The following is a 12,810-nucleotide window of genomic DNA, read 5'->3' on the forward strand; positions in this document are numbered from 1 at the left end:
ATGAACATCCAGAACCAGCCGCCGCGCACCGCGGCCGAGGAGGCCCTGAAGGGCTTTCTTGAGGCCCGCCTCGTCTCCGATCCGGTGGAGGGCCCACTCGGCGCCCGCATCACCACGCTGCGCCGGGCCGATGCCGACGCCTTCGCCCGCTTCGGCCTGCCCCATCGCCGGGTGGAGGAGTGGAAATATACGGACCTGCGCGCCCTCCTGCGCACCGCGCCGACCCCGGCCGGGGCGCTCTCCGACGCGGATGCTGCGGAAGGCTCGTTCCGGGCCCTGTCCATCCCCGGCGCCCGCCGCATCCTGTTCGTGAACGGCGTGCTCTCCCGCGCCCATTCGGACCTGCACGGCCTGGAGGCCGGGCTCTCCGTGCTGCCGCTCGCCAGCGCGCTGGCCGGGGGCCGGGGCGCGGTGGAAAAGCTCGGCACATTGGCCCCCGAGCGCTATGACGGGCCCTATGCCCTCAACACCGCCTATCTGGGCGAGGGTCTGGTGATCCATGTGGCCGAGGGCGCGAAGATCGAGCGCCCCCTTCACGTCGCTCACATCTTCACCGGCGATGAGCCCGCGACCCTCTTCTCCCGCCGCCTGGTGGATGTCGCCGCCGGCGCCAAGCTGACGCTGGTGGAGAGCTTCCAGGGGCCGGACGGCCGGGCCTATGTGACCAATGACGCGGTCGAGCTGTTCGTGGGCGATCACACCCATGTGGACTATGTGCGGGTGCAGGAAGAGGGCGATGCCGCCCTGCATCTGGGCACCTTCCTGACGCGCCTCGGCAAGGACGCGAAGTTCCACTCCTTCGCGCTCACCTCGGGGGCGGCGGCCTCCCGCCTGTCCGTCTATGGCCGCTTCGCCGGCGCCCATACGCAGGGCGCGCTGCGTGGGGCCACCCTGGCGCGGGGCCGGCAGCATGCGGACATCACGCTGCTGCTCGACCATGTGGTGCCCCATTGCGAAAGCCGGGAGCTGTTCAAGACCGTGCTCGCGGACGAGGCCAAGGGCGTGTTCCAGGGCAAGATCATCGTGCGCCGTGAGGCCCAGAAGACCGACGGGCGCATGATGAGCCAGGCGCTTCTGCTGGGCGAGGCGGCGGAGATGGACAACAAGCCGGAGCTGGAAATCTTCGCCGACGACGTCCAGTGCGGCCACGGCGCCACCGCCGGCGCCATCAATGAGGACCTGCTCTTCTATCTCATGGCCCGCGGCATCCCCGCCAAGGAAGCGGAGGCGCTGCTGATCCAGGCCTTCGTGGGCGAGGCCATCGAGTTCGTGGAGCATGACGAACTGCGCGAGGCCCTCATGACCCGCGCCGTCACCTGGTTGAAGAAGCGGGCCGGCTGAACGGTCGCGCGACAGTCCGGCGGGTTCGCGCCGCCGGACTGCGGTCCTAATATGAGGCGTCGGGCGGGCATAAGGCCCGCACCGCGCCCGGAGGGCACCGGAAGGTGATCGTCAACGCAGCGCCGGCCGCGCCGTGATCGCGCGCGGCGGCCCAACGCGCATCGGACCTGTTTCATGACCGCCATTTTGTCCGCTCCTTCATCCGCCACCCGCCCCTTCGACGTGGAGGCGGTGCGCGCCGATTTTCCCGCCCTCTCTTTGGTGGTGAACGGCCACCCGCTCACCTATCTGGACAATGCCGCCTCGGCCCAGAAGCCCCGCCAGGTGCTGGACCGCATGCGGCAGGCCTATGAGAGCGAATATTCCAACGTTCATCGCGGCCTGCACTATCTCGCCAATGCCGCCACCGAGGCCTTCGAGGCGGCGCGCGAGAGCGTGCGTGTGTTCCTGAACGCGGCCTCCCCTGACGAGATCATCTTCACCCGCTCGGGCACCGGCTCCATCAATCTCGTCGCTTCCAGCCTTGGCCAGGAGATCGGGCCGGGGGATGAGATCATCCTGTCCATCATGGAGCACCATTCCAACATCGTGCCCTGGCACTTCCTGCGGGAGCGCAAGGGCGCGGTGATCCGCTGGGCGCCGGTGCAGGAGGATGGCAGCTTCGACCTGGACGCCTTCAAAGCGCTGCTCTCGCCGCGCACCCGCATCGTCGCCATCACCCAGATGTCCAACGTGCTGGGCACGGTGACGCCGGTGAAGGAGATCGCGCGCGCCGCCCATGCGGTGGGCGCCAAGGTGCTGGTGGATGGCTGCCAGGGCGCCGTGCACATGCCGGTGGACGTGCGCGACCTGGACGTGGATTTCTACGTGGTCACCGGCCACAAGCTCTATGGGCCCACGGGCATCGGCGCGCTCTATGGCAAGCGGGAGCTGCTGGCCGAAATGGCGCCCTATGAGGGCGGTGGCGAGATGATCCGCGAGGTGAGCGAGGACCGCGTCACCTATGCCGCCCCGCCCCACCGCTTCGAGGCCGGCACGCCGCCCATCGTCCAGGCCATCGGCCTTGGCGCGGCGCTGGACTATATGGAAGTGGTGGGCCGCCCGGCCATCGCCGCCTATGAGGCCGAGCTGTCCGACTATGCCCACGAAAAGCTGGGGGCGCTCAATTCCGTGCGCATCTTCGGCACCGCCGCGGGCAAGGGGGCGATCCTCTCCTTCGAGCTGAAGGGCGCCCATCCCCATGACGTGGCGACCGTGCTGGATCGCTATGGGGTGGCGGTGCGCGCCGGCACCCATTGCGCCCAGCCTTTGCTCGCCCGATATGGGGTGACAGCCACCTGTCGCGCATCATTATCATTCTATAATACGCGTGCCGACGTGGATCGCCTTGCCGAGGCGCTCGTGAAGGCGCAGGATTTGTTCGCATGACCGATACGCTGACCAACGAAACGCCCCACGTTCCGCAGTTCCAGTCCGGCATCCCGGAAGAGGAATTGACGCGCCTGACCGACGACATCGTCGGCGCGCTCAAGACCGTCTATGATCCCGAGATCCCGGTGGACATCTACGAGCTGGGCCTCATCTACAAGGTGGACATCGCCGACGACCGCACCGTGGCCGTGGAGATGACCCTGACCACCCCCAATTGCCCCTCCGCGGCGGAACTGCCCGGCATGGTGGAAGGAGCGGTGAATACGGTCCCCGGCGTCGCCGGCGTCACCGTGGACATCACCTTCGACCCGCCGTGGGACCAGGGCCGCATGTCCGAAGAGGCCCGCGCCACGCTCAATCTGTGGTGACCTGCGCCGGTTGAGCCGGGGCAAGCCCGATGGTTTCGACGCCCGCCCTGCCTACGCAGCGGCGGGCGTCGTGCGTTTTGGGGGAGGGCGGCCGGCCTGGTCTTGGCCCTATTTCCCCTTGCCCGCCTTTCCCTGCATTCCCCCTCCCCAGCCCTCCCCCGCTTTGCGGGAGAGGGGGCCTGTGGCGCTGGGGGAGAGGTCGGGATCACCGACGCCGGTGACGGGCAGAACCACCACCCTGACTGGGCGCCCCGCAGTCCCCTCTCCCGCAAAGCGGGGGAGGGTTAGGGAGGGGGTAGGGCGAGAGCCGCAATGACCGAATTAAGAAAATATCCTAGATAATATTCCTATTTGTGGTCGCCTCTGCTAGGGTAGTCCCACCTGGCACCAAGGAGGGGCGCGTCCGGAGCGGCCTGACGGGTGGTGTCGGGGGCGGGTGTCCGACGGGACGGGGCTTAACGCACCTCGCGCCCGTTAGCAGAGGAGGCTGAAGGCCCAGGCGCACTGATCCGGCAGTGGTTCGGCCGGTGCTGATGGGAGAACCTGTTGCCCACGCGGCGCAGGGCCGAGGCCATAAATCCCCGCGCGGGAGCGGACGGAGCGCGGCTCCACCTCATCCCACACTTCTACGGCGCGCCGCCGCGCGCCGGCCGCTCCCGCATCCCTCCACCTCGCCTTTGGCGGGGGTGTTGGCGCTGGGGGCGTCAGAGGGGCGGGCAGGATTGCGGCGTTGTGTCCTTGCCCCCTCCCCCACCCTCCCCCACCCTCCCCCACCCTCCCCCGCTTTGCGGGAGAGGGGGCCGGTTCCGCCGGGGGAGAGGTCCAGATAACAGACGCCCATCACGCCCAGAGCCACCGCTCCGCCCAAGCGCACGAAAGTCCCCTCTCCCGCAAGGCGGGGGAGGGATAGGGAGGGGGCAGAGGGCCGGGGCAGGACGCAGCTTTGGGGGAGGGGAACGCTTCACCGTCCGCAATTCCCCCTCCCCAACCCTCCCCCGCTTCGCGGGAGAGGGGGCCGGCTCCGCCGGGGGAGAGGTTGGGATGACAGACGCTGAGGCAGAGCAGAGCCAGCGTCCCGCCAAGCGCACCAAAATCCCCTCTCCCGCAAGGCGGGGGAGGGATAGGGAGGGGGCGAGAGGGAACAGGGAGGGCGCGCGGGCGCCGCAAGATCAGGCCCCCTCACCACCGATCCGTCCGCTCCATTTCGCCCCGCACTTCCGCAAGGCGCCGGGCGGTGCCGGGGGAGGTGTCGGCGGGCGGCGCGTCGAGGGGGAAGAAGGCGATCTCGCGGATTTCCGCATTGGGCTTGGGCGTCGGGCCACGGGAGAAGGCGGGCACGAGGAAGCAGGCCACATGGTCGCGGCCGCCGAAGCGGGCATTGAAATAGAGGCCGTGCAGCACAAGCGGCGCGGTGGCGGAGACATTGGTCTCCTCCAGCAATTCCCGCCGCGCGGCGGCCTCGGCGCTCTCGCCCGCATCCACGCCGCCGCCCGGCAGATGCCAGCCGGGCGCATAGCCGTGGCGGACCAGCAGCACATGGCCGTCCTCGTCCCGCACGATGGTGCGGACGCCGAGGGTGAGGCCATGGGTGATGCGGCGCAGGAGCGGGCGGAAGGGCAGCATGGTCAGACTCTAAACGCCTTCCGGCCCCGCGCCGCAAGGCCCGGCTCAGGCGCTGGCGGCCTTCTCCAGCTCGCCGAGGCCTTCCGCCTCGATGGCCTCGGCGCGCTGGAAGGCGGGGCGGGCGACGCAGCGGGCCACATAGGCCTCCAGCACCGGCCGGTCCTTCACCAGCTTGAGCAGGTGCATGCCGTACCACAGGCTCATGCCCAGCATGATGTCGGCGGCGGAAAAGCGCTCGCCCAGCACCCACGGCCCGGTGGCCAACTGGTCCTCCAGCACGCCCATCACCTGGTCGAAGCTGCCCCAGCCGGCCGAGCGGGAGGGAATGGCGACGCCCGCCATGCGCTCCACGAAGGCGGCTTCCATGCAGGCCGTATCGAAGAACATCCAATGCAGATAGGCGCCGCGGGCGGGATCGCCGATGCCAGGCGCGAGGCGTCCGTCGGGGGCGAGGTCCGCCACATAGGCGCAGATGGCGCCGCTCTCGGCGAGCCGGGTCGGGCCGTCCTCCAAGGCGGGCACCTTCATCATGGGATTGATGGCCCGGTATTCCGCGCTCTTGAGGCGCGCACTGCCCAGCGGCACCAGCTCGCGTTCATAGGGCAGGCCGGATTCCTCCAGCAGCCAGAGGGTGCGGAAGGCGCGGCTGTGGGGGGCCCAATAAAGCTTCATGGCGAATCCTCCTGTGGGCGAGAACATAGGGGGAACGATTGCCTCTGTCGATCCGCACCGCCGCCATTGCCCTTCCGCCCGGCCCAAGCTAGAGCGGGCAGGTGGGAAGGGGCGCCGGGCTGGTGCGGCCTCACCGCGCGGGCCGCCCGGTCGGTTTCCCTTGCCGTCGAAGGGTCATCGCGCGATACTGTCCGAACGGCCTGGGGTGCCGCGCATCATGTGCGGCTGAGATCATACCCATCGAACCTGTCTGGGTCATTCCAGCGTAGGGAGGAGCCGATGAGCCAAGGCTTGTCGTCCTTTAATTCTGTCCCCGCCGACCGCCCCCGCATCGCCATCATCGGCGCGGGCGTGATCGGCCTTGCCATCGGCTGGCGCCTTGCGGAAGCGGGCGCCAGCGTCGATCTCTTCGATGCCGGAGTGGCCGGCCAGGGCGCCAGCCATGCCGCCGCCGGCATGCTCGCCGCCTGCGCCGAGCTGGAGCCGGGCGAGGAAGACCTGCTCGCCCTCAACCGGGAGAGCCAGCTTTTGTGGCCCGGCTTCGCCGCCGATCTGGAAGCCGCCAGCGGCCAGGACGTGGGCTATCGGGAAAGCGGCACCCTGGTGGTGGCGCTGAACGCCGACGATGCCGGCAAGCTGCGCCACCAACTGACGCTTCACCGCAAGCATGACTTGCCGGTGGAATGGCTCTCCGCCGCCGAGGCGCGGCGCCGCGAGCCCCATCTCAACACCCGCCTCGCCGGTGCACTGTGGTGCCCGGAAGACCACCAAGCCGACAACCGCCAGGTGGCGGCGGCGCTGAAGGTGGCGGCGGAACAGGCCGGCGCCCGCATTCACGAGCACACGCCGGTGGACGCCGTGGAGAGCGCCGGCGGCGTGGCGCGCGGGGTGCGCATCGGTGGCCGGCTGCATGCGGCTGATGTGGTCATCCTCGCCGCCGGGGCCTGGTCGCGCAGCATCACCATCGCACCCGCCTCGCCCTTGCCGGTGCGTCCGGTGAAGGGGCAGATGCTGTCCCTCCAGATGGACCCGGCCAATCCCGTGCTCACCCATGTGGTGTGGGGGCCGGGCATCTATATGGTGCCCCGCAAGGATGGCCGGCTGATCCTGGGCGCCACGGTGGAGGAGAAGGGCTTCGACACCACCATCACAGCCGGCGGCCAATTGGCGCTGCTCACCCATGCCTGGCGGGCGGTGCCCACCATCGAGGAATTGCCCATCCTGGAGCAATGGGTGGGCTTCCGCCCCGGCAGCCGGGACGATGCCCCCATCCTAGGCGCCTCCGGCGTGCCGGGCCTCATCCACGCCACCGGCCACCACCGCAACGGCATCCTGCTGCTGCCCGTCACCACCAAGGTCATTGTGGACCTGGTGCTGGAGGGCCGGGCCGATCCGCTGGCGGCGCCGTTCGGCGTCGACCGTTTCACCCCTCGCGCCGCGGCGGAGTAGCCATGCCTGCGACGAACCCCATCAGCCTGAAGATCAACGGCGCGGCCGAGGCCCTGCCGGTGGACACCGTCTCCGCCCTCCTCGACGCCAAGGGCGTCGACCCGGCCCGCAAGGGCATCGCGGTGGCTGTGAACGGGTCCGTGGTGCCCCGCACCCGCTGGGCCGCCCATCCGCTCGCCGCCGGCGACGCGGTCGAGATCATCCAGGCCAAGCAGGGTGGCTGATCGCTGCCCGGGATAAAAAATATGAGCACCCTATCCGATCCCCTCGTTATTGCCGACCGCACCTTCAATTCGCGCCTGTTCCTGGGCACGGCGGGCTATCCCAACCAGAAGGTGTTCCTGGACGCGCTCGCCGCCTCGGGTTCCGAGATGGCCACCGCCTCCATCCGGCGCATGAGCCTGTCCGGCTATGAGGAAAGCCTCACCGACCTCCTCACCGGCCGCGTCCATATCCTGCCCAACACCGCCGGCTGCCAGACCGCCAAGGACGCCGTGCTCACCGCCGAGCTGGCCCGCGAGGCGCTGGAGACCAATTGGGTCAAGCTGGAAGTGATCGGCGACCGGGAGCTGCTCTATCCCAATGTGGAGGAGCTGCTCAAAGCCACCGAGCAATTGGTCCAGTCCGGCTTCGTGGTGCTGCCTTATTGCAATGACGACCCGGTCACCTGCCAGAAGCTGGCGGATCTGGGCGCGGCCACCGTCATGCCCTTGGGGTCCATGATCGGCACGGGGCTCGGCATCGCCAACCCGCACATGATCGAACTGATCTGCGCCCGCTCGCCGGTTCCGGTGGTGCTGGATGCGGGCATCGGCACCGCCTCGGATGCCGCGCAGGCCATGGAACTGGGCTGCTCCGCCGTGCTGCTGAATACGGCGGTGTCCAAGGCCCATGATCCCGTGCGCATGGCCGCCGCCTTCCGGCATGCGGTGGAAGGCGGGCGCCTCGCCCGGCTCTCGGGCCGCATCCCCAAGAAGACCCACGCGGAAGCCTCCAGCCCCGAATTCGGCTTGGTGGGCTCCTGATCCATGGCGCCTGCGCGCCTGCCCGATCCGCCGGTGCTGCTCATCACCGACCGGACCCAGGCGCGGTCGCCGCTGGCCGAGATCGTGGCCGCCGCCTGCGCCGGCGGGGTGCGGTGGATCAGCCTGCGGGAAAAGGACTTGGGCTCGGCCGAGCAGATCGACCTGCTCGCCGCCCTCAAGCAGACCGCCGCGCCCTTCGGCGGCCGCGTACTGCTCCACGGTTCGGCTGAACTGGCGAAGGCGGCCGGCGCGGATGGCGTCCATCTGCCGGGGGATGGCGATGCCGCCGCCGCCCGTGCCCTGCTGGGACCGGAGGCGCTCATCGGCCAGTCCGTCCACGGTGCCGACGAGGCGTCGCGGGTTCTGCCCGGCGTGGTCGATTATGTGGTGGCGGGGCCGGCCTTCCTGACAAAGTCCAAGCCCGGCTATGGCCCGGCCCTTGAGGCGGCGGGCCTCGCCCGGCTGGCGGGGCTCTGTCCGGTGCCGCTGCTGGCATTGGGCGGCATCGAACCGTCCAATGTGGCCATGTGCCGCTCGGCGGGCGTTGCTGGCTTCGCGGTCATGGGTGGCGTCATGCGGGCCGCGCGACCGGACGCGGAGGCGCGCCACCTCCTCGCCGCCTGGGCGGGCGCAGCGCCCGCCGGGTAGGACGTCTCAGCCCTTGGCCGCCAAAGCCTGCTCGCGAATGGCGGTCAGGCTGCGGGCGGGGGTGATGGCCTCGGGATCGAGCCGGCAATGCAGGATGGTGGGCAGCCCGCTCTCCTGCGCCCTCTTGAAGGCGGGGGCGAAATCCTCGGTGCGCTCCACCAATTCGCCATGGCCGCCGAAGGCGCGGGCATAGGCCACGAAATCGGGATTGACGAGGCGGGTGGCCGAGACGCGGCCGGGATATTCCCGCTCCTGGTGCATGCGGATGGTGCCGAACATGCCATTGTCCAGCACCACCACGATGAGCGGAATGCCATATTGGACGGCGGTGGCGAATTCCTGGCCGTTCATCAGGAAGCAGCCGTCGCCGGCAAAGGCCACCACGGTGCGCTCCGGGAAATGCCGCTTGGCCATCACCGCCGCCGGCACGCCATAGCCCATGGAGCCGGAGGTGGGCGCCAGCAGCGACGCGCCGGACCGGAAGCGGAAGAAGCGGTGAATCCAGGTGGCGTAATTGCCGGCGCCATTGCAGATGATGGCATCGGCCGGCAGGGTGTCCCGCAGCCACACCATGGCCTCGCCATATTGGAACGGGCCAGGCAGAGCGGGCGCCTTCTCGGTCCAGGCCAGATACTCCGCCCGGGCGACCTGCGTCTGCGCTTCCCACGGGCCGGGCAGGGCCGGGGCGAGGCGCTCCAGGGCCCGCACGAAGCTCGCCGGCGTCGCCTCGATGGCGAGCTCCGGCTGGTAGACGCGGCCCAGTTCCTCGGCACCGGGATGCACATGGACGAGCCGCTGGCCGGGCACGGGAATGTCGATGAGCGTGTAGGAGGAAGAGGGCATCTCCGACATGCGGGCGCCCACCAGCACCAGGAGGTCGGCGGTCTTCACCCGCTCGGCGAGCTTGGGGTTGGGCGAGATGCCCACGTCGCCCACATAGCAGGGATGCTCGGCGGGGAAGAGGTCCGCGCGGCGGAAGGAGGTGGTCACCGGCAGGCCACGGGCCGCCGCGAAAGCGGCGAATGCCGCCTTGGCTTCCGGCGTCCAGCGGGTGCCGCCGAGGATGAAGAGCGGGCGCTGGGCATTGGCCAGCATCTGCTCGAAGCGGGCCATGTCGGCGGGCTCGGGCGCGGGGGCGACCGGCTCCACATAGGGCGCATCCACCACGGCCGCCATGTCGGTGAGCACATCTTCCGGCAGGGCGATCACCACCGGGCCGGGGCGGCCCTGCATGGCGATGCGGAAGGCGCGGGCCACCAGTTCGGGAATGCGGGCGGCATCCTCGATCTCCACCACCCATTTGGCGATGGAGCCGAACACGGCACGATAGTCCAGCTCCTGGAACGCCTCGCGCTGCTTCATGCCGCGCTCCACCTGGCCCACGAACAGGATGAGGGGCGTGGAATCCTGGGCGGCGATGTGAAGGCCGGGGCTGGCATTGGTGGCGCCGGGACCGCGGGTGACGAAGCAGATGCCGGGCCGGCCGGTGAGCTTGCCATAGGCTTCCGCCATCATGGCCGCGCCGCCTTCATTGCGGCAGACCATGACATCGATGGACGCATCGTGCAGCGCGTCCAGCACCGCCAGATAGCTCTCGCCGGGCACGCAGGTGATGTGCTCGACGCCCTGGGCGAGAAGCTGGTCGACGATCAATTGGCCGCCGGTGCGGGGGGCGGGCTGGGTGGTCATGGGCAACTCCCTGTTCGGCGCCGGGCGCCGCCTGGATCCTATGGCAAGGCCGGCCGCTCCGGGCCGGCCGGGAACATCACGACTTGGAGGGCGCGGCGAGGGTCGCGAGCACCTCGGCCGTATGGGCGCCGAGGCGCGGGCTGGCGATGGGGGCCACCATGCGTGCCCCGTCGAGGACGATGGGGCTCGCCACCGCCGGAACCGTGCCGCCGCCGGCCTCCGCCAGCGCCGCCTGGAGGCCGCGGTGGATCACCTGTGGATCGTCGAAGACCTGGGCGACGGTGTTGATGGGTCCGCCGGGCACGCCCACCTTCTCCAGCTTCGCCAGGAGGTCGTCGCGGGCAAAGGTGGCGGTGAGGCGGGCGAGGTGGGCGGTCAGGTCGGCCCTGTTCGCCACGCGGTCGGCGTTGGTGAGATAACGCGGGTCGATGGCCAGTTCCGGCGCGCCGAGCACGGTGCAGAAGCGGGCATATTGGCCGTCATTGCCCACCGCCACGATCAGATGGCCATCGGCGGCGGGGAAGACCTGGTAGGGCACGATATTGGGATGGGCATTGCCCATGCGGCGGGGCGCCTTGCCGGAGGCGAGATAGTTCATGGCCTGGTTGGCCAGCACGCTCACCTGCGTGTCCAATAGCGCCATGTCCACATGGCCGCCGACGCCCGTGGTCTCGCGGCGGCGCAAGGCGGCGAGGATGCCGATGGTGGCATAGAGGCCGGTGAAGATGTCGGCGAAAGCGACCCCCACCTTCTGCGGCTCGCCATCGGGCGCGCCGGTCAGGTCCATGATGCCGCCCATGCCCTGCACCAGGAAGTCGTAGCCGGCCCGGGGCGCATAGGGGCCGTCCTGGCCGAACCCGGTGATGGAGCAATAGACGAGGCGCGGATTGATCGCCTTCAGGCTTTCATAATCGAGCCCATACTTCTTGAGGCCGCCCAGCTTGAAATTTTCGATCACCACGTCGGAGCGGGCAGCAAGCGCGCGGATGGCGGCCTGTCCTTCCGGCGTGTCGAAATCGAGGGCCACCGATTTCTTGCCCCGGTTGGTGGCATGGAAATAGGCGGCGCCGAGATCGGCACCATCGGCGCCGGTCAGGAAGGGCGGACCCCAGGTGCGGGTGTCGTCGCCGGCACCCGGCCGCTCCACCTTCACCACCTCGGCCCCAAGATCCGCCAGCGCCTGGCCCGCCCAGGGACCGGCGAGGATACGGGCAAGCTCCAGCACGCGGATGCCGGCGAGGGGGAGGGTCATGATCGGGTCTCGGTGAGGTCGGAACGGGCGGGAAATTCCCTCCGGCGCCGGTGCGCCGGAGGGAGAGGAGATCAAAAGAAGGCCTGGATGCCGGTGATGGCGCGGCCGATGATGAGGGCGTGGATGTCGTGCGTGCCCTCATAGGTGTTGACGGTCTCCAGGTTCACCGCATGGCGGATCACATGGAACTCGGCGGAGATGCCGTTGCCGCCATGCATGTCGCGGGCGACCCGTGCGATGTCCAGCGCCTTCCCGCAATTGTTGCGCTTGATGTAGGAGATGGTCTCCGCCGGCAGGCGACCCTCGTCGAACAGGCGCCCGGCGCGCAGGCAGGCCTGGAGGCCGAAGGCGATGTCGGTGGACATGTCGGCGAGCTTCTTCTGCACCAGCTGGGTGGCGGCCAGCGGCTTGCCGAACTGCTTGCGGTCCAGCGTGTACTGGCGGGCGGCGGCAAGGCAGGCCTCGGCCGCGCCCATGGCGCCCCAGCCGATGCCGTAGCGGGCGCGGTTGAGGCAGCCGAACGGACCCTTCAGGCCGGACACGTTGGGCAGCAGGTTCTCCTCCGGGATCTCGGCACCTTCGAGCACGATCTCGCCGGTGACGGAGGCGCGCAGTGAGAGCTTCTTCTCGATCTTGGGGGTCGAGAAGCCCTTGGTTCCCCGCTCAACGATGAAGCCACGAATGGCATCCCCATGGGCGGCGGACTTGGCCCACACCACCGCGAGGTCGGCGATGGGCGAATTGGTGATCCACATCTTGCCGCCGGTGAGGCGGTAGCCGCCGTCGATCTTCTCGGCGCGGGTGCGCATGCCGGCGGGGTCGGAGCCGGCGTCCGGCTCAGTCAGGCCGAAGCAGCCCACCCATTCGCCGGTGGCGAGCTTGGGCAGGTACTTCTTGCGCTGCGCCTCGTCGCCATAGGCATAGATGGGGTGCATGACGAGGGAGGACTGCACGCTCATGGCCGAGCGATAGCCGCTATCCACCCGTTCCACCTCGCGGGCGGCAAGGCCGTAGGAGACATAGCCGAGGCCGGCGCCGCCGTAAGCCTCGGGGATGGTGGGGCCGAGAAGGCCCAACTCGCCCATCTCGTTCATGATCTCGCGGTCGAAGCGCTCGTCCAGGAAGGCCGAGGTGACGCGGGGAAGCAGCTTCTCCTGGGCGTAATCGCGCGCCGTGTCGCGGACGAGCCGCTCTTCCTCGGTGAGCTGCCCGTTCAGGTCGAAGGGATCGGCCCAGTCGAAGGCGGCCTTGGTGGCGGTGTCGGCGGACATGCGGGGTCTCCTCGGCTTCCCGGCCCTCCCGGCTGGGAGGC

The 12,810-nt window shown here is 69.5% G+C and carries 12 protein-coding genes and 1 riboswitch; of the genes, 7 read left to right on the top strand and 5 right to left on the bottom strand.

Annotation, left to right across the window (positions count from 1 at the left end; genetic code table 11):
- From sufD to ACT54L_RS11545, 3 genes are all read left to right on the top strand, one after another.
- Window positions 1-1,341 (top strand): Fe-S cluster assembly protein SufD, encoded by a 1,341-nt coding sequence (sufD, locus tag ACT54L_RS11535; RefSeq protein ID WP_476085710.1) that lies wholly within the window; start codon window positions 1-3, stop codon window positions 1,339-1,341.
- A gap of 174 nt (window positions 1,342-1,515) precedes the next feature.
- Window positions 1,516-2,769: a cysteine desulfurase gene (locus ACT54L_RS11540; RefSeq protein ID WP_476085711.1), complete on the top strand. Its 1,254-nt coding sequence runs from the start codon at window positions 1,516-1,518 to the stop codon at window positions 2,767-2,769.
- Window positions 2,766-3,140: an SUF system Fe-S cluster assembly protein gene (locus ACT54L_RS11545; RefSeq protein ID WP_209102379.1), complete on the top strand. Its 375-nt coding sequence runs from the start codon at window positions 2,766-2,768 to the stop codon at window positions 3,138-3,140. The genes ACT54L_RS11540 and ACT54L_RS11545 overlap by 4 nt, the downstream gene beginning before the upstream one ends.
- 1,179 nt (window positions 3,141-4,319) lie before the next feature.
- Here the strand turns inward: ACT54L_RS11545 and ACT54L_RS11550 are convergent.
- Window positions 4,320-4,763, bottom strand: coding sequence for an NUDIX domain-containing protein (locus ACT54L_RS11550; protein WP_476085712.1), 444 nt, complete (start codon window positions 4,761-4,763; stop codon window positions 4,320-4,322).
- A 45-nt stretch (window positions 4,764-4,808) separates the two neighbouring features.
- On the bottom strand, window positions 4,809-5,435 hold the full coding sequence (locus tag ACT54L_RS11555) for a glutathione S-transferase family protein (RefSeq protein ID WP_476085713.1): 627 nt from the start codon (window positions 5,433-5,435) through the stop codon (window positions 4,809-4,811).
- 191 nt (window positions 5,436-5,626) lie between these two features.
- Window positions 5,627-5,726: riboswitch (TPP riboswitch) on the top strand.
- Here ACT54L_RS11555 and thiO point away from each other — a divergent pair.
- The 4 genes from thiO to ACT54L_RS11575 all read left to right on the top strand — a co-directional run bounded on the left by thiO (window position 5,715) and on the right by ACT54L_RS11575 (window position 8,557).
- Window positions 5,715-6,884, top strand: coding sequence for a glycine oxidase ThiO (thiO, locus tag ACT54L_RS11560; RefSeq protein ID WP_476085714.1), 1,170 nt, complete (start codon window positions 5,715-5,717; stop codon window positions 6,882-6,884). (Overlaps the previous riboswitch by 12 nt.)
- A 2-nt stretch (window positions 6,885-6,886) precedes the next feature.
- Window positions 6,887-7,108 (top strand): sulfur carrier protein ThiS, encoded by a 222-nt coding sequence (thiS, locus tag ACT54L_RS11565; protein ID WP_476085715.1) that lies wholly within the window; start codon window positions 6,887-6,889, stop codon window positions 7,106-7,108.
- A 21-nt stretch (window positions 7,109-7,129) separates the two neighbouring features.
- Window positions 7,130-7,909, top strand: coding sequence for a thiazole synthase (gene thiG, locus ACT54L_RS11570; protein ID WP_476085716.1), 780 nt, complete (start codon window positions 7,130-7,132; stop codon window positions 7,907-7,909).
- A 3-nt stretch (window positions 7,910-7,912) separates the two neighbouring features.
- Window positions 7,913-8,557, top strand: a complete 645-nt coding sequence (locus ACT54L_RS11575; RefSeq protein ID WP_476085717.1) for a thiamine phosphate synthase — start codon at window positions 7,913-7,915, stop codon at window positions 8,555-8,557.
- A gap of 6 nt (window positions 8,558-8,563) precedes the next feature.
- Here the strand turns inward: ACT54L_RS11575 and ACT54L_RS11580 are convergent, their stop codons facing one another.
- From ACT54L_RS11580 to ACT54L_RS11590, 3 genes are all read right to left on the bottom strand, one after another.
- Window positions 8,564-10,246, bottom strand: a complete 1,683-nt coding sequence (locus ACT54L_RS11580) for a thiamine pyrophosphate-binding protein (RefSeq protein ID WP_476085718.1) — start codon at window positions 10,244-10,246, stop codon at window positions 8,564-8,566.
- A 76-nt stretch (window positions 10,247-10,322) separates the two neighbouring features.
- Window positions 10,323-11,498: a CaiB/BaiF CoA transferase family protein gene (locus ACT54L_RS11585; RefSeq protein ID WP_476085719.1), complete on the bottom strand. Its 1,176-nt coding sequence runs from the start codon at window positions 11,496-11,498 to the stop codon at window positions 10,323-10,325.
- 71 nt (window positions 11,499-11,569) lie between these two features.
- Entirely contained in the window at window positions 11,570-12,769 is a 1,200-nt protein-coding gene (locus tag ACT54L_RS11590; protein ID WP_476085720.1) for an acyl-CoA dehydrogenase, read from the bottom strand.
- Window positions 12,770-12,810: the final 41 nt, after the last annotated feature.

The sequence above is a fragment of the Aquabacter sp. DMC10 genome, from assembly GCF_056314145.1.